The sequence below is a fragment of the Streptococcus sp. cx1 genome, from assembly GCF_052384325.1.
GTDB lineage: Bacteria > Bacillota > Bacilli > Lactobacillales > Streptococcaceae > Streptococcus > Streptococcus salivarius_G.
The window spans coordinates 159,238-175,929 of the sequence record NZ_JBQSUN010000002.1; the positions used below are offsets into that span (position 1 = coordinate 159,238).

17 protein-coding genes and 1 pseudogene are annotated in these 16,692 nt (G+C 40.2%); 13 read left to right on the forward strand and 5 right to left on the reverse strand.

Annotated features, from left to right (window positions below):
- Nucleotides 1-5 precede the first annotated feature (5 nt).
- Nucleotides 6-1,361, forward strand: coding sequence for a J domain-containing protein (locus tag ACT170_RS04420; RefSeq protein ID WP_201712281.1), 1,356 nt, complete (start codon nucleotides 6-8; stop codon nucleotides 1,359-1,361).
- A 4-nt stretch (nucleotides 1,362-1,365) separates the two neighbouring features.
- Nucleotides 1,366-1,851 carry a hypothetical protein gene (locus ACT170_RS04425; protein ID WP_183136360.1) on the forward strand — a complete coding sequence of 162 codons (486 nt, stop codon included), beginning with the start codon at nucleotides 1,366-1,368 and terminating at the stop codon, nucleotides 1,849-1,851.
- Between the two features lie 89 nt (nucleotides 1,852-1,940).
- Here the strand turns inward: ACT170_RS04425 and ACT170_RS04430 are convergent, their stop codons facing one another.
- The 4 genes from ACT170_RS04430 to ACT170_RS04445 are packed head-to-tail and all read right to left on the reverse strand — an operon-like array spanning nucleotide 1,941 to nucleotide 5,748.
- Entirely contained in the window at nucleotides 1,941-3,224 is a 1,284-nt protein-coding gene (locus ACT170_RS04430) for a glycosyltransferase (protein ID WP_183136359.1), read from the reverse strand.
- Nucleotides 3,172-3,840, reverse strand: coding sequence for a hypothetical protein (locus ACT170_RS04435; RefSeq protein ID WP_410537068.1), 669 nt, complete (start codon nucleotides 3,838-3,840; stop codon nucleotides 3,172-3,174). Before ACT170_RS04435 ends, ACT170_RS04430 begins: the two co-directional genes overlap by 53 nt.
- Nucleotides 3,833-4,975: a glycosyltransferase gene (locus tag ACT170_RS04440; RefSeq protein ID WP_080611945.1), complete on the reverse strand. Its 1,143-nt coding sequence runs from the start codon at nucleotides 4,973-4,975 to the stop codon at nucleotides 3,833-3,835. Before ACT170_RS04440 ends, ACT170_RS04435 begins: the two co-directional genes overlap by 8 nt.
- On the reverse strand, nucleotides 4,972-5,748 hold the full coding sequence (locus ACT170_RS04445; RefSeq protein ID WP_183136356.1) for an SDR family NAD(P)-dependent oxidoreductase: 777 nt from the start codon (nucleotides 5,746-5,748) through the stop codon (nucleotides 4,972-4,974). The genes ACT170_RS04440 and ACT170_RS04445 overlap by 4 nt, the downstream gene beginning before the upstream one ends.
- Before the next feature lie 261 nt (nucleotides 5,749-6,009).
- Here ACT170_RS04445 and ACT170_RS04450 point away from each other — a divergent pair, with 261 nt between their 5' ends.
- Genes ACT170_RS04450 through ACT170_RS04470 form a run of 5 tightly spaced genes read left to right on the forward strand, consistent with a single transcriptional unit; the run spans nucleotide 6,010 to nucleotide 11,250 of the window.
- Nucleotides 6,010-7,284: a glycosyltransferase gene (locus tag ACT170_RS04450; protein WP_195435319.1), complete on the forward strand. Its 1,275-nt coding sequence runs from the start codon at nucleotides 6,010-6,012 to the stop codon at nucleotides 7,282-7,284.
- Entirely contained in the window at nucleotides 7,281-8,261 is a 981-nt protein-coding gene (locus ACT170_RS04455) for an NAD-dependent epimerase/dehydratase family protein (RefSeq protein ID WP_175061857.1), read from the forward strand. Before ACT170_RS04450 ends, ACT170_RS04455 begins: the two co-directional genes overlap by 4 nt.
- Nucleotides 8,236-9,051 (forward strand): MBL fold metallo-hydrolase, encoded by an 816-nt coding sequence (locus tag ACT170_RS04460; protein WP_183136354.1) that lies wholly within the window; start codon nucleotides 8,236-8,238, stop codon nucleotides 9,049-9,051. The genes ACT170_RS04455 and ACT170_RS04460 overlap by 26 nt, the downstream gene beginning before the upstream one ends.
- Nucleotides 9,029-10,291 carry a F390 synthetase-related protein gene (locus ACT170_RS04465; RefSeq protein WP_211180937.1) on the forward strand — a complete coding sequence of 421 codons (1,263 nt, stop codon included), beginning with the start codon at nucleotides 9,029-9,031 and terminating at the stop codon, nucleotides 10,289-10,291. Before ACT170_RS04460 ends, ACT170_RS04465 begins: the two co-directional genes overlap by 23 nt.
- Nucleotides 10,292-10,305: 14 nt before the next feature.
- Nucleotides 10,306-11,250 (forward strand): 3-oxoacyl-[acyl-carrier-protein] synthase III C-terminal domain-containing protein, encoded by a 945-nt coding sequence (locus ACT170_RS04470; RefSeq protein ID WP_201712277.1) that lies wholly within the window; start codon nucleotides 10,306-10,308, stop codon nucleotides 11,248-11,250.
- A 105-nt stretch (nucleotides 11,251-11,355) separates the two neighbouring features.
- On the opposite strand, the pseudogene ACT170_RS04475 reads toward ACT170_RS04470, so the two are convergent.
- Nucleotides 11,356-12,605 (reverse strand): annotated as a pseudogene (locus tag ACT170_RS04475) (ISL3 family transposase).
- 284 nt (nucleotides 12,606-12,889) lie between these two features.
- Here ACT170_RS04475 and ACT170_RS04480 point away from each other — a divergent pair.
- From ACT170_RS04480 to ACT170_RS04505, 6 genes are read left to right on the forward strand one after another with little or no spacing between them, the layout of a single operon-like run.
- The gene (locus ACT170_RS04480) at nucleotides 12,890-13,099 is read left to right on the forward strand and encodes a hypothetical protein (protein ID WP_004182317.1); all 210 of its coding nucleotides are present in this window, start codon (nucleotides 12,890-12,892) and stop codon (nucleotides 13,097-13,099) included.
- Nucleotides 13,100-13,109: 10 nt separating this feature from the next.
- Nucleotides 13,110-13,289, forward strand: coding sequence for a hypothetical protein (locus ACT170_RS04485; RefSeq protein WP_414327594.1), 180 nt, complete (start codon nucleotides 13,110-13,112; stop codon nucleotides 13,287-13,289).
- On the forward strand, nucleotides 13,282-14,163 hold the full coding sequence (locus tag ACT170_RS04490; RefSeq protein ID WP_107373187.1) for an ABC transporter ATP-binding protein: 882 nt from the start codon (nucleotides 13,282-13,284) through the stop codon (nucleotides 14,161-14,163). Before ACT170_RS04485 ends, ACT170_RS04490 begins: the two co-directional genes overlap by 8 nt.
- A complete protein-coding gene (locus tag ACT170_RS04495) occupies nucleotides 14,160-14,897 on the forward strand; it encodes an ABC transporter permease (protein ID WP_080610623.1) in 738 nt (245 codons plus the stop codon). The genes ACT170_RS04490 and ACT170_RS04495 overlap by 4 nt, the downstream gene beginning before the upstream one ends.
- Nucleotides 14,890-15,984, forward strand: coding sequence for a sensor histidine kinase (locus tag ACT170_RS04500; RefSeq protein WP_060971943.1), 1,095 nt, complete (start codon nucleotides 14,890-14,892; stop codon nucleotides 15,982-15,984). Before ACT170_RS04495 ends, ACT170_RS04500 begins: the two co-directional genes overlap by 8 nt.
- A complete protein-coding gene (locus ACT170_RS04505) occupies nucleotides 15,981-16,583 on the forward strand; it encodes a response regulator transcription factor (RefSeq protein WP_048790067.1) in 603 nt (200 codons plus the stop codon). Before ACT170_RS04500 ends, ACT170_RS04505 begins: the two co-directional genes overlap by 4 nt.
- Nucleotides 16,584-16,692 lie beyond the last annotated feature (109 nt).

The following is a 16,692-nucleotide window of genomic DNA, read 5'->3' on the forward strand; positions in this document are numbered from 1 at the left end:
GACGCATGAATTTTTGGTCGATTTTAGGCATTCCACCAACTAAAAATCTTAAGGATATCAAGCGAGCCTATGCCAAACAGAGTAAGGTCTACCACCCTGAGGATGACCCTGAAAATTTCCAACGCCTGCAAAAGGCTTATCAAGAGGCCCTTGCCTGGCAAAAATCGAAATCTGGAAATGAGGATGTGAGTGCTGTCATAGGCTATAAACAGGCTGATGGTAGCGTGGTTGGGATGGTGTCTGCCTCTCAGCTAGAAGTTTCCTTTAAACAAGCTGCAGATGCTAGCAAATCTAGTCAAAATCAGGAAAGTATTGATGAACTTGAGCTTACAGATTATGCAACTGAAAAAGTCAACGACGAGCAAGTGACTGAATACGAGGTTCAGCAGGTGGATGCTGAAGAAGAGCAGAAGCAACTGGATGAGCTAACTTTATCAGATACTCATGAAACGTTCAATCACAGTGATCCTTATCAAAGTAATCTCAATGATTCTGTCTTAAGAGAAGATTTATCTATTGAAAATCAGGATAGTTTTCTTCAGACTGTTGAGCTATATTTCCTATATAATACTCTGACTATTTCTAAACTCAAAGACTATATTAGTGAGTGTGCTGCTTTGGGCTGGTTGGAGGATCAGGATTTTTCTTACCGCTTCACCAAGACTATTGGGACCATACTTGAAAGAGGTGGTCTAAGTTATGAGACCTTAGAAGGGATTGAAAGTCTAGCCAAGGATTATGGCTTCGCATTGTTGGAAGACTACCTTTGTGACCTCTTGGATAAGAGACACAAAAAGACCGCTTGGCAAGGACCTCCTCTTCGTCCAATGACAGAAGTGACAGGGCCCACACGGACAGGTGGAGGGGTGATTGTCTTATCCTTTCTAGTCATGGTGTGTGGTATTTTATTCCTCGCCAATGGATTTTTCACACGAGCAATGGTCCAGTCACAGCCTAAGAAGATTCAAGTTATTTCGGGGCTTTCAGGAAATGAGTTGGTTACACAGGGAACGGTAGATAAGGCAGCTTCAGCCATATCTGATTTGGCTAAAAAATCAGATAAGCCTATTTCTGACACCAAGAAAGTGGTCTATGACCAAGCCAGTTCAACCTTTGTGATTGAAGATAGCTCAACAGGGCAGAGCCAAGAACTACCGGGGGTGACAGAGGTTTATGTCCTGCCAGTTTATGAAAATGGTCAAGAAGACAAGGGTCTGGCTACAAGTAACGACGGTAGCAATTGGGAACTCAGAGATACTGATGGCCAAGTTCGTGGTCCAATTACTTTATCAGTTGCCATGTCATCAGATATTGCTATCAAGAGTGAAAATGGTAGCTACACTACGGTAGAAAAGGAGTAGAGACATGAAAGATTTTATTTTGAGAAATATTGAAAGAGTCTTCTCTCTCCTCCTTACAGGTATTTTTCTAGCCCTGCTGTATTTTGGAAATGAGAAAGGTTTGCATCTCTGGTTTGACAGTGGACGTGAGAGTGGTAGTCTGGGCTTGGTGACAGGAATATTTATCTTTTTTGTATTTGCTCTTTCTGCTGGTATTTGGGTACTAACGGATAAATTTCTTCTCTTTATTTTAACCAAGATGGGCTATTATAGCGAAGACTGTTCTAAGGTTGTAGGTGTCATCATTGGAAAGAGAATTGCTAAAGCACTAAGAACGAGTACCAATCATTTCCTAGTCGTTAAAGTTGGTGAGGCAAAACGTAACTTCTTCGTTAGTCGAGATGACTTCTATACCCTTGAAAAAGGTGATAGCCTTTGGCTACGGAAAGTCAGAGTGCATTATAAAGGACGTGTCGTTCGCACTTATTACGAACTTGCTGAGAGATATTAGACTATAGAAAGCTGACCTTTGGTCGGCTTTTTATAATGACTAAAAGTTACAAAAAAACTTAGGAGAGGACCTAAGTTTTGTTAATAAGATTATTGATCTATGTTTAAGAGTCTTTCAATCTCTTGATAAAGTATTTCTGTAGGTTGATAGGCTTTGCTTATCTGAGTTAGAGAATGTAATTTAGACCAATCTTTTTGAGAAATTAATGCTTGGAATAAATCTAAGACTTCAGACTCTGTTTTTTTTCGTGAGACAAGTCCTACCTGGGCTAACTCAGCTCGTAAGGCGTTATCAAACTGATCAAAATCTTGAGGAAGAATAAGGCTAGGAATGCCTTGTTCGATACATCCCATTAGAATACCTGAACCAGCGTGATGTATCGCAAAGTCCATTTTATCTAGAATGTCTGTGTAGGGCAGATAATCAAAAAGTAAAAGATTGTTATTTAGATGATGTGGCGGATTTTGCAAACCACTTGGGTTACCTAGTGTGACATAGAAATGATAGTCAGGATATTCTTGACTTAGCATTTTGGCCAATTTCACCATTCTTTCTTTTTCCCATTTTAAATGGGTACCACAAGTCACTAACACGCGTTTTTGAGAGGTCGTGAAATACTGTTCTTGTTCCTTGGGTAGTTTGTCAAAAGAAAGGCAGCGATAACCAACCCACTTAAGATGGGATGGAAAATCATCTCTAAACTCCAACTCTTTTATTCCCAGAGCCAGAATTGAATAAGGAGAATAGATGGTTTCTGTACCATCCTCTCTATAAAGTTTGAAATCTTGTAAATTTTTAAGATTTCTTTTAACAAGTGCAAAGCCAATTCTTTTTGCCATGCGAATAATCTGTCTACCCAGTGCATCTCTACATTTGTAGAGGATTCCCTGATGGGGTTTCCAACCTCCTAAATAAGCAGGAGTAGTTGTGCGACTCTCAATAGCTACTGGACTTGGGAGGGTCGTAATCCAGGGAATTCCCAAACGGTCTGCTAAAATACCAGCAGGAGCTGCAATGAAATCTGCAATAATCAAATCTGGTTTTCCATCGGACTCCCAAATTCGCTTGATTTCGTCTATAACTTCTGGAATTAGTTTGCTATTTGCGATTAATTGTTGGTACATAATATGTGGTTTTGCTTGCTTTGAGGTATTGGCGATATCTTCCATCACTGTCGGACGATCTGGAAATAAGGCAACACAGTCAAAGCCAATTTTTTCAACTAATTTCTTCTTTTGATAACCTGTAATGACACGTATTTGAAAACGAGGGTCTTCTAACAAGGGTTTCACCAGTGTCAAGGTCGGAAATAAATGACCACTAAATGGAACGCTTATCACATCGATTTTTATCACTTTGTCTAATCCAGTCATGAATGATTCCTTTCACATCTTCTTTGTATTCATAGCTATAATGATCCGAATCCACTAGGATATCCGCTTGGTGGGAATCCAAGAATTGAGAATATGGATCTTTTTTTCCTTTAATCACCAATACCTCTAGCTTTTTGTTGTCTAAGAGTTTTTGGGAGACAGGTCCAAGTGCAATTATGCGAAATCTTGGAAGGGATATCTCGTTATCCAAATGATTCAACCATTGGGTAAGCATATTGACTCCTGAACTCTTACAGACAACAATCACTTCCTTAGTTTCTAACAAGGGAGACATGTGTACTTGTAAAAGTTTTTGAAAACAAGGGTTCAAAACTGTATGCCAGTAGTAGACAATGTTTGCTAAAGAAGCCGATAAAAGTGATACTTTAGGAGACTTCATATGATCAAATCTTTGATTGAAAGGAAAATTACTGGCTACTACTGAATAATCAGATGGACAAATAGCATGGAGGAGGTCAAGTTGCCCAGCTGTCAGTCCAGCACAAGTGTAATCACTGCTCCCACTAAGAAAGAGGACTAAGCAATCAGATGTCAACAATGTCTGATCAGGAGATAAATCAGACAAACAATCTAGATACGACTTCATCTTACTCATAACGAATCTTCCCATCCGTCACACGTATCTTTCGACCCCGCCAGTTTATCACAGGAGGAGTCAATAGGACATAAAGAAATAACCATGGAAGTAAGAAATCATTAAGTACTTCGTATAGGACTTCGTCCAAGTGTAGTTGATTCATTAGTATGCTTTGTCTATAAAGGAGCATCCAGATTGCCTTAATCAGTAGTAGAACCAGAGCTACAAGTAGATAAGGCCAACCTAAAAAAAGAGTCAAAAGTATGATTGGAAGAGGCAGAAAACTTGTTAAGCCAATGAGGGTAAAGACCTTGAAGTCCAGGTGTTTTTTTAAATAGATGGAACTAAAGAGAAGCCAACGCTTCATCTGGAGCAAATACTGCGTGGCACTCTTGATGGTCGTACGGACATTACAGGTAACTCGAGTTTGAACAATGGATACCCCTTTACTACTTAGAAAATCAGCCACTGCCAAATCATCACAAAGATAATCTTTGATAGCTGTAAAGAGATCTTGGTCTTTTACAAGATTTACTGGTAGGATATAAAACATTCCATTGATAGAGTGATTGGCTTCAACTTGTGCCATTGTGAAATAGGTGATTAAGGAATTGCCATTGACGAATGCTGCTACCAGCTTGGACCAGAAATTGCTTCTCTCTTGGTTATAGGGTATCCCAGTCAAAATGACTTCTTGACCCAGATAGGCAGTCAGTTCCCCCATTTTAGAAAAATCAATTACACTATCATCGTCCAAAACAATGAGGTAAGGTCGGGTCAGATCCTCTACAACTTGCTCAATCTTATAACTCTTTGGATTAATCCCCTGAGGGACATCTTCAATAAGAAAGATTCGGATACGCTGAGAAAATAACTCATCTTGGCAAATTTTGTTCGCTACACGCTGAGCTTCTGTGTCAGACTGGTCAATTAACCAGTAAAATTCTACTGTTTTTGTTTGCTGCAGATTGGCTCGTAAATCACTCTCCAAGCGAGGGTCACCGGAGAGAATTGGTTGGACCACTGTAAATAGTTCTTCTGGAAAGTCAGTAACATCAGATTTGCCTTTTTTGTAATAGATTAGTGACAGTAGCCATCGAACGAGGAAGAGAAGGAGATAGGCGACTGCTATAATTATAAAAATTAGTTTCATATGTTAAGTCCCTTTCGTAAATATCTAGAAATGAAATGTATAATCCATTTTTGAGGGAGTAGCTTTCCTAGATAAATCAACAATCGATAGCGAAGGCCGATAACAGCATAGGAAGTATCCCTTTCTATGAATCGGATCAACTGCTGAGCGACTTTCTCAGGCTTCATCTGCAAGCGACTGCCTCCCAATGCTTCTACTAGTTTAGGAGGAAAAATAGCTGTTTGGACTGGTCCAAGAATATACAGACCTAGCTGGACCGGGGAATCTGATTGACATAGTTCCTCCTGAAGAGCAAGAGTGTAGTTCTGCAAGGCAGCCTTACTGGCACTGTATGCCGCTAAATAGGGATGGGGAAAAAGAGCTGCTAGTGAGGAAAGTTGGACTAGTCGGATTTTCTGATTTTTCTGCACTAGCAATTTCATTAGCTGGACTGGAGTATGGTAGTTCACCTGCCAGAGCTCTTGTTCCTTTTCTGTGGCTAAATCACTTCCTATGGAGAAGCTAGCTAGTCCTGCACAATTGACCAGAAGGTCAGCATCTAATGCCTTTCCAAAATTCTCCAGTGCTTCCTTATCACACAGATTTAAAACCTTAATTGAAAGTTGTGCCTTGCTTCCAGCTAATTCATTTTGCAGTTGGACTAATTTGTCTGGATTTCGGCCTACTAGAACCAGAAAATCAAGATGTTTTGCCAGTTCAGTTGCTAGGTGACGTCCAATTCCTCCTGTAGCTCCCAAAATAATTGCCTTACTAAATGAGTCTGTTGTTTGCATAGCTCTAGTTTATCAGATTTTACTGAAACAGAAAACTACCTCTCAATTCCTTTGGAAAGAATGTTTGTCATGATGGAGGTAAGTTAGGGGATTCTTGCTAAAAAATATTGAAAAGTTTTATGTTAAAGTATTTGTGGCAAGCTTTGATTGATTAATGGATGAAAAATCTTACTGAAGAAGTGTATCTATTCAGAGAAAATGAGTTTAGATAGTATTTGGTTTTGAGTAGTTCTTTCAAAAAAAATTTGCTATGCTAATGTTATGGGAAAACTAAAAATTGACGTGGTCATCGTTCCATTAAGTGGGCATCTTTATCCAACCATGAATCTGCTAATGCCTTTATTAAAAAATCCTCGCTATGATATTCGTTTATTCACAGGACAGCAGAAACGTGCAGTAGCTGAGGAAGCAGGCTTTAAGGTTGTTACTATTCTTGAAGGTCATGAAATGGACTTTGAAAGGGTGGCTAATAATAAGGAGCAATTGGGCCTTTTTTCTGCTTATCGTCAACTATCAGCTAGTCTTGATATTATTAATCTTGTTTCCGATCAATTACTATCGGAATGGAAAGTAAGCCAACCTGATTTAGTCATTGCCGATTATGTCAGTTTGTCGGGTGGACTTGTTGCAGAGCAAATGGGGATTCCGTGGATAACGACAATGGCTACACAATTTGCTATTGAAACGACGGATGGTCCTCCTTGTTTCTTCGGAGGAATGGGAAGTCCGAAGAATCGCAATCAATTGATTCAACAATGGCTAGGCAGAAAAATGACACGTTTTTTGAAGTATTCCGCCGCTTTTTTATTACGAAATCGATTAAAACGCTATGGTTTTAAGATGTACGACCAAAATGGACAAGAGAGCATCTATTCACCGTATTCTATTTTAGGAATAGGTATGAAAGAATTGGAAATCAAAAAAGGATTCCCAGAACATTATCTCTGGGTGGGTCCAACTGGAGGTTCAGTTGAGCGATGTGAGGATTATCCTCTTGATTTGTCGCCTTTTGCAAATCGTAAAATTGTCTTTGTGACTTGTGGTACCCAATTGGACTGGGCAAAGAATAATTTGATATACCAAACGAAGCTGTTAGCTAAGTCTCATCCTGAGTGTCAGTTTTTTGTAACTTTAGGTCTTGGTGGACAAGAATTCCAATGCCAAAAATTAATGGATAATGTTTCAGTGGTTTCTTATCTTCCCTACAATGAGTACATTCCCCAGATGGATTATGTTATTCACCATGGTGGTTCAGGTATTTTTTTCCAATGTATTATAAATAACAAGCCAGCCCTAATACTGCCACACGATTATGACCAGTATGACTATGCTATTCGTGGACTTGAGGCAGGTGTAGCTTTGACTGTTAAAAGAGAGGATGATAAGGCAATTGGGAAAGCTTTTGAGGCGTTGTTGGCTAAGAAAGATTGGTCAGAGCTAAAGGCTTTAAGTCATGCTGCCAAGTCATATCATCCTACAGAAGTAGTGGAGGGTGAAATTGCTCGCCTACTTGCAGACAAGGAGAAAAAACGATGAAGAAAGTTTTAGTAACGGGGGCTACAGGTTTCTTAGGCAAATATGTCGTGGAAGAATTGGTTGATCACGGTTATCAAGTCCGAGCTTTCGGTCGTAATCATACAATTGGCCAATCTCTGGTAAATGCCTCTGTGACCTTTGTTCAAGGAGATTTGACAAACCAAGAGGATTTGACCAAAGCTTGTCAGGAAATGGATATGGTCATTCATGCCGGTGCTTTGTCAACTGTCTGGGGTCCTTGGGAAGATTTTTACCAAACGAATGTCTTAGGAACTAAATACGTCCTTGAAGCCTGCCGTGAGGCTAATATCGAGCGCTTGGTATATGTATCGTCTCCAAGTATCTATGCAGCGCCTAGAGACCAGCTGGGTATCAAAGAAAGCGATGCCCCTCAGGAAAATAGGCTTAACAATTACATTCGAAGTAAATTGGCATCAGAAAAACTATTTAAAGATTATCCTGATGTGTCTAGTGTTATATTGCGACCTCGTGGACTTTTTGGGATTGGAGACACCAGCATTTTGCCACGTGTTCTTAATCTTAGCCAGAAGATCGGTATTCCTTTGATTGGTGATGGTCGTCAACTGATGGATATGACCTGTGTGGAAAATGTTGCTTTGGCTATTCGTCTGGCTTTGGAAACTCCTCAAGCAGCTGGAGAAGTTTATAATATTACCAATGGAGAACCCAGAGTATTTAGAGACTTGATTGAGGAAACCTTGAGAGGTTTGGGCTATCCCATCCGTTATCGCAAAATCCCAGCTCCACTTGTGTCTGCTATTTCAAGTATTTTGGAGTTTATTTATAAGAATCTAAAGCTCAAAGGAGAGCCAGCCCTAACACGCTATACCTATTATTTGCTACGCTATAGTCAGACTTTGGATATTAGCAAGGCGGAGCGTGACTTGGGCTATAGGCCTAAAATAACGATTTCAGAAGGGATTGAACAATATGTCCAAGATTATCGAAAGCATTGATTATTTTCCTGCGGGATATTGTACAAGCTATACTGGTCTTTTGTTCAAGAAAGTCAAGAATAAAAAGATGACCTTTCCAGCCGGTGTCTTTCTAATCAAACACAGAGATAAAGGCTATCTGCTTTATGATACAGGTTATCACTACGATATTAAAACCAAGCTTCGCTATGGCTTGTATCGTTTGGGAACGCCGGTGCAGATGACAGAAAAGGATCAGATTTTAAACTTGTTGAAGGCGAAAGGGATTAGGCCTGAGGACATTACCCATGTTATGCTTTCCCATCTGCATCCTGATCATTTGGGAGGAGCTGGCTTCTTTCCTAATGCGAGCTTCCTTCTGACTCAGGAGGTTTATGAGGTTTATCAGAAGCCTAAGTTGAAGGATTTGATTTTTAAGGAATTTTTACCAGCCTCTTTTGAGAAACAGGTAACAGTAATCAAGGCTGATCAGCAAAACTCAACTTTTCCTTATCGTCCGACCTATGATTTATTTGGAGATGGAAGTATCTTGGTAGCCTCTGTTGATGGCCATGCCAAGGGTCAGGCTTGTCTCTACTTTCCAGATTATAATCTTTTTATCGCAGCGGACTTGTGCTGGGGTGTCGATTTGCTACCTTATACGAAACAAATGCACCTCATTCCGTCCTTGGTTCAGGATAATATGTCGGATTATATTAAGGGAACTGAGTTACTAGAGGACATCCTAAAAGATGGGACGGAAGTACTAGTTAGCCATGACCCTGTAGAAAGGATAGAGCGTATCTTGTATGAAAAAAATAACCTTTCTTAAAACCTTTATCCAAACCAGATGGCTTCACAACTTCAAAACGAGAGCAGACCTAGAAGCTTATCAGAAAAAGCAATTATCTAACTATATGGATTTTCTAAAGCGAGAGTCTCCTTATTTCAATAATGGTGTCCCTACTGACTTTGACCATATGGATAAGACCTTTATGATGGCGCATTTTAATGAGTTAAACACTCAAGGCATCGATCGTGATGAGGCTTTAGCCTTAGCTATTGAGAGTGAAAAGACTCGTGACTTCACCGAACTTAAAGGTGAAGTAGCTGTTGGTTTATCTTCAGGAACATCGGGACATCGTGGCCTCTTCATCACGACTGAGAAAGAGCGAAGCATGTGGGCGGCAGCTATTTTAGCTAAGATGTTGCCCAAGGGTCATCTTTTTGGCCACCGAATTGCCTTTTTCCTGAGAGCAGATAATGAACTCTACCAGACTATCAATACAGCATTGATACGATTAGAATACTTCGATATTTTCAAAAATACAGATGAACATATTGAACGTCTTAATCATTATCAACCGACGATTGTTGTGGCACCAGCTTCCATGTTAATAGAGTTGAGCAAGCGTCTTAAGGCAGGAGACTTGTCTATCTCACCGCAAAAAATTGTCTCTGTAGCAGAAATTCTAGAGGATAGTGATAGAATTCGCATTTCGAGCGCTTTTAAGCTCCCCATTATTGACCAGGTTTATCAAGCGACGGAAGGTTTTCTAGCCTGCACTTGTTCTGCAGGACATCTTCACCTCAATGAGGATATCATTTTTGTAGAGAAAGAGTATCTGGATGAGCGTCGATTTTATCCAGTAATAACGGATTTTAAGCGAAGCAGTCAACCTGTTTACCGCTACAAACTTAATGATATCTTGGTTGAGAATCCTGAACCTTGTTCATGTGGTTCTCATTATACAAGGATTGACAAGGTCGAAGGTCGCTCTGATGACATCTTCTACTTTGAAGGTCAGGATGGAGGACAGGTGACAATCTATCCTGATTTTATCAGGCGTTGTATTCTCTTTGTGGAAAATGTTGGAGACTATCAAGTCAAGCAACATTCAGAGAAGATTGTTGAAGTCTGTCTCAGCCAACGAGACGTGCAAGTAGAAGCAGCAATCGCAGCTCAGTTTCAACTCTTGGCGCAACAAAAGCAGTTTAAGGTTCCGGAAATCCATTTTTCCGATTATCATTGGGATACCAGTCGAAAACTCAAACGTATTCAGCGTTTATGAAAGGATGAATGACAATGACAGAAGTAAAAAGACATGTTGAAATCGCAGGTTATGGCGTTTGTCTTCCAAAACAAACCGTACAATTCAAAAACCAAACACGTTATCGTGTTGTAGAAGATGAAGAAACACAGTTGGATTTGGCCGAAGTGGCTATCCAACGAGCTCTGGAAAATGCCAATTTGAGAATTGAAGACATTGATTGTCTTGTCTCAGCTAGTGCAGTTGGTGTGCAGCCTATTCCTTGTACAGCAGCCTTGATTCATGAGCGCGTGGCAAAAGGACTTGCCATCCCAGCCATGGATATCAATACGACTTGTACAAGTTTTATCTCAGCTTTATCAACAATGTCTTATTTGATTGAGGCTGGTGAATACCATAGTGTTTTGATTGTATCCAGTGAAGTTGGAAGTTTGGGGCTTAATCCGAAACAAAAAGAAAGTTTTGAACTCTTTAGTGACGGAGCAGCAGCCTTTATCTTCCAAGCAAGTTCTCAAGACAAAGGGGTTATTGCAAGTCTTCAACATACCTGGTCAGAAGGTGCCCATGATACTGAAATCCGTGGAGGTTTGACTTCTTACCATCCTAAAAAATATTCAGAAAAGACAAAAACGGACTTTATGTTTGATATGAAGGGCAAGAAGATTCTCCTCTTATCAGCACATAAGCTTCCTGATATGTTCAAAGAATTCCAAGAGAAAACTCACTTAGCCCTAACCGATGTGGACTATATCATTCCCCATCAAGCTAGCCGTGCCTTATCTTTAGTTATGGATAAATTGGGTATTGCCGAAGACCAATACCTTAATATAGTTACTGACTACGGAAATATGGTTTCTGTATCTGTTCCATTCGGTTTGGCTTATTCATTAGATCATGGATTAGTTAAAGAAGGAGATGTCGTCTACCTTTTGGGAACAGCAGCAGGTATGACAGTTAACATGCTGGCCTTGAAATTATAATTTCTTGGCTAGAAACGGATAGTGTCAAAATGACGGAAGAACCTCCTTTTGCTTATAACTTAAGTGGCTCTTTGTCAACTGTAGTGGGTGACGAAAAGCTAACATCTAGAGAGGACCTGATAGGTCTTCTCTTTTTTTATGTTCAGAGTGATTAAGATCCGCTTCCTAAAGTTGATGAAGTTTCTAAAACCAAATCCTAGACGTTTGATGTCTTTGATCAACTTGTTAGTCGCTTCAAGTTTTGCATTTGAATAGTCCGTTTCTAGTGCGTTTTTGATGTATTGCTTGTGTCTAAGAAAAGTCCTAAAGACAGTTTGAAAATAATGATTAACCTTGCTCCTATTTTCCTCTATCAGCTCAAAGAACTCAGCTACTCTCTTCTCCTGAAAATGAAAAAGTAAGATCTGATAAAGTGTATAGTAGTCGGTAAGCTCTTCTGAAAAGTCTAGTGTTTTCCCAACAACTTCATGTGGACTTAAGGTTTGGTGGAATGTCTTTGAATAAAAAGAGTTGAGAGATAACTTACGGCTGTCCTTTTGGAAGAGTCGCCAATGATTTTTCAAGGCTCGATAGGGTAGTGACTTCTTATCGAACTGGTTCATAATCGCAATTCTTGTCTTTAAAAAGGCACGACCAAGGTGCTGTATAATGTGGAAACGATCAAGAACGATTTTAGCGTTTGGAAAAAGTCTTTTGGCAAGTGGAATATAAGCTCCAGACATATCCATCGTGATAAACTGCACCTGTTGGCGAGCTTTTAATGGATACTTTAAAAAGTAGTTTCGTATAGAGGTTTGGCGACGATTATCAAGGATGGTTATGAGTTCGTTTGTCTCATAATTCTGCGCCACAAAAGCCAATTCCCCTTTCTTGAACCCAAACTCATCCCAGGACATAACAGCTGGAAGTTTGTCATAATGTTCTTTGAAAGTGAACTGGTCAAGCTTACGATAGACAGTGGACGTCGACACACGAAGTCTTCTGGCAATATCAGTTAGTGAGACCTTCTCAGTTAGGAGTTGTGCAACCTTTTGTCGGACTAGATTGGAGATTTGGCAGTTTTTCTCAACGATTGGTGTCTCAGCTACCGTGACTCGTCTACAACTTTTACACTGAAAGCGACGTTTCTTCAGACGTAGTAGTGTTGGAGTTCCCGTTTGCTCGAGAAGAGGGATTTTAGAAGGCTTTTGAAAGTCATATTTGATCATCTTTCCTTGGCAGTGAGGACATGATGGTGCAGGGTAATCAAGTTTTGCTTGAATCTCTATATGAGTGTCAGTTTCAAAAACAAGTGAAATCTTGATATTTTGGTCTTTAATTCCGATTAATTCTGTGGTATTCTTAATAAGTCTCATAAGTTCTTCCTAATGATGGTTTGGTCGCTTTTCATTATAGTTCTTATGGGACTTTTTGTGTACACTTAAAAAGCTCTATAATCTCTACAGTGGTTTTACCCACTACAGAAATTATAGAGCCACTTAAGTTAGAGTTGACTGAAAGGTCAGCTCTTTTTTCTTGCCTTTACGTCACATGACAAATGTCATGTCATGTCATGACATCTGGTGCTAAAAAGAGAATGACCAAAAAGATATACTTTAGTCATAACTTAGAAATAATAAAAAACGAAAGAGGTCATCTCATGAAAATCAAAACATCTTACCTTATCTACGCTGTTATCGGAACTGTCTTTGCTGGACTTAGCATGTTTACTGACATCTTTGAAAAAGGGAACTTTGAAGCTATCTTCTCAAATTTGGGTATGATTATTGGCTTGTCTATCTCAGCTTACATTCTTATCACTATGGCTAAAAGTTTTATCGACCTTGTCATTAATGAATTGAAAAACTAGGAGGCTCGGTATGAAATTATTGAAAATACTAAGCATCATGCTCCTAGCGGTAATTTGGACCATCCTCTTTGCCTATGTCCTACTTCATGGCAGCAGTGATACTCTCTATAGTGTCATGAGTGTCTCAGTTGCAGCTTGTTATGTTTTTTTAGCCTTCTATCAAAAGAAAGGAAATCACACACATGAGTGAAGCAATCCTTCAAGTCACAAATCTTGTCAAAAAAATCAAAGGAAAAACAATTTTAGACCAAATTAGCTTTGAGGTGGGACAAGGAGACTGTCTTGCCTTAATCGGGCCCAACGGTGCTGGTAAAACGACCTTAATGTCCTGCATTCTTGGTGATAAGAAAGCCAGTAGCGGTCAAGTCTTTATCAAGGGCAAAAAGGGTAAAGCACAAGATCAAATTGCTGTTCTCCTTCAAGAAAATACCATTCCCTCACAATTAAGAGTTAAGGAACTGATTGCTTTTTTCCAAGATATTTCTGAAAATGGCTTATCTAAAGAAGAGATACAAGCACTCTTACAATTCCAAGACGACCAGTATCAGCAGTTCGCGGACAAACTCTCAGGAGGACAAAAACGTCTTCTTGCCTTTGTTCTCTGTCTTATTGGCAAGCCTGACATTCTCTTTTTAGATGAACCGACAGCAGGGATGGACACTACGACACGCCAACGCTTTTGGGAAATCATCAATGATCTGAAAAAGTCAGGTGTGACTGTTCTTTATTCGTCCCACTATATCGAAGAAGTCGAGCACACAGCTGACCGCATTTTGGTTCTTCATCAGGGAAAACTCATTAGGGATACTACGCCACATGCTATGCGTAGCGAAGAAAAGGAAAAGCAAGTCACCTTACCAAGTCGCTTTGCGCCAAGTCTTGACAAACTGGCAGCAATTTATGATGTGACTGAAAAACGTGATGTTGTAACCTTTATGACTAAAGATATTGAAAGTGTATGGAGTAGTTTACAAGCTCTAGGCTGTCGCATTTCTGACATTGAAATTCAAAACAAGACACTTTTAGATAGCCTATTTGATAGCACAAGGGAGGACAAGTCATGAAAGCACTACTTAAAATCGAATGGATAAAAACATGGCGCAGTTGGCCAGTCTTCATCATGTCCATCGGAATGCCCGTCGGATTCTTCCTCTTGTATTCAGGTATGGAAATGAGTCCTGACCCTGAATCACAAAAAGCCTTTATCTTGTCCTATATGTTGACCATGACTGGATTTTCTATGTCTAGCTTTGGTTTCTTTACCTTCCCCTACATGCTTAGAGAGGATCAAACCGATCATTGGCTAACCTACATCGAACATTCAAAAATCAGTATTCAGTCCTATTACCTCTCTAAGATTTTCCGAGTTCTTATGAACTTTATGGTTGCTATCCTAGTGACTTTCTGTGTGGGAGCTTTTGTGCGTGATGTTAAGATGCCATTATCACATTGGCTTGGTTCAGGGGCTCTTTTACTCTTGTCAAGCCTAGTCTTCCTATCCTTTGGCTTGCTCCTTGCCCAAATTAAGTCTCAACAAATCATGGCTATCGTCGGAAATATCGTCTTTCTTGGTCTTGCTATTATCGGTGGTTCTTGGATGCCAGTAACCATGTTTCCAAAATGGGTTCAGCACATTTCGGAGTGGACACCCATCTATCATATCAATCAGTTAGTAGTCAATTTCGCAAAAAAAGGGGAATTTTCATGGAAATCGCTCATTTTTATCTTGGTCTATGCTACAATAGCTACAGGCTTAGCCCTTTTTATCAAATCGTACAGAGAAAGTGACCATGTTTAGAACATACCAGAAAAATGATTTTGCTTATTTTGTTAGTCTGATTTTCCTAGTCTTCCCGATCTTAGGAGTGTTTGGTGGGGATTTCCCAGTTTGGACTTTAGGTCTGACGCTGGCCTTTACTCTGGCTTATCTCCTTATAGTGTATTTGAAAAAAGCCTATAGCAAGTGGATTCCCTTTCTGTGGTTTTACACTCTAGCTTACATTATCTTTATGTCAGTGACCTTCCAGGGTGGCATGATGTGGTTTATCTTTTTCAACGTTAATCTTCTCGTTTGGCACTTTGAGGATAGCATATCTTCTTATCGATTCTTATCCTTTCTAGCGACACTCTTGATTTTGACGTCATCATCCTTCCAACTGACAGACGATTTGAGCACCCACCTCATGTCTCTGGCTATTACTCTTTTTTCTTTGGGAATGTACTATTTTCAAAACCGTATACGTCAGGAGAGAAAGATGGAAGAAGCCCTTGCAGAGCAGAACCGGACCATTAATATCCTGTCAGCTGAAAATGAACGCAATCGTATCGGTCGTGATTTGCACGATACCTTAGGACATACCTTTGCCATGATGAGTCTTAAAACCGAGTTGGCTCTAAAACAGATGGACAAGGAGCAGTATGAAGCTGCTAGAAAGAATCTGGAAGAATTGAACCAGATTAGCCGTGACTCCATGTACGAGGTGCGTGAGATTGTTAATAAGCTCAAGTACCGAACGGTGGCAGAGGAGTTACTGGAACTTGAGCGACTCTTTGACCTATCTGATATCGTCCTGACCGTGGATAGTAGCCTTGACTTAGACAGCCTGTCACCAGTTAGTCAGTCTACCTTGTCCATGGTGCTTCGTGAACTGGCCAATAATGTCATCAAACATAGCCAGGCCGATAGCTGTCAGATTCGTCTAAGACGTGATCATGGTATTGTCCTTGAGTTTGAGGATGATGGTTGTGGCTTTGAGGAAGTCACTGGACAAGAACTACACAGTATCAGAGAGCGCCTCAGTTTGGTAGATGGAGACTTGGAAATTCTGTCTCAATCGCATCCAACCATTATTCGTGTACATTTGAAAGAGGGAGGAAAAGCATGAAATTATTAGTCGCCGAAGACCAGTCAATGTTGAGGGATGCCCTCTGCCAACTTCTCATGTTGGAAGACGATGTCGAAGAGGTCCATGCGGCCAGTGATGGTCAAGAAGCCATTGCTCTCTTGGAAAAAGAAGAAGTCGACGTAGCCATTTTAGACATTGAAATGCCAGTTAAAACAGGCCTTGATGTTCTTGAGTGGATGCGTGCCAAACATAGAGAAACGAAAGTCGTTATTGTGACCACCTTCAAACGTAAAGGCTATTTTAAACGAGCCCTTGCAGCCCAGGTGGATGCCTATGTGCTCAAAGAGCGTTCCATCAGTGACCTCATGGCGACCATCCATACCGTCCTAGCAGGTCATAAGGAATACTCACCAGAGCTTGTCGAAGGTGTCGCCTTTGACAATAATCCACTCAGCCAACGTGAACAAGAAGTCTTGGCCATGGTTGCTCAAGGATCAACCAACCAAGAAATCGCCGAAAGTCTCTTTCTCTCAAACGGGACTGTCCGAAATTACATGACAGCCATCCTGACTAAACTCGATGCAGGCAACCGAACAGAAGCCGTCCGCATTGCCAAAGAAAAAGACTGGTTGGGGTGAGGAGAAGTTTATAAAAGAAATTTTATTAATTAAAGGTCACCATATGGTGGCTTTTTTGTGGCTTATAATCTATCTAAACATTCACAAGCAAGAATGAGAGAAGTTGAAA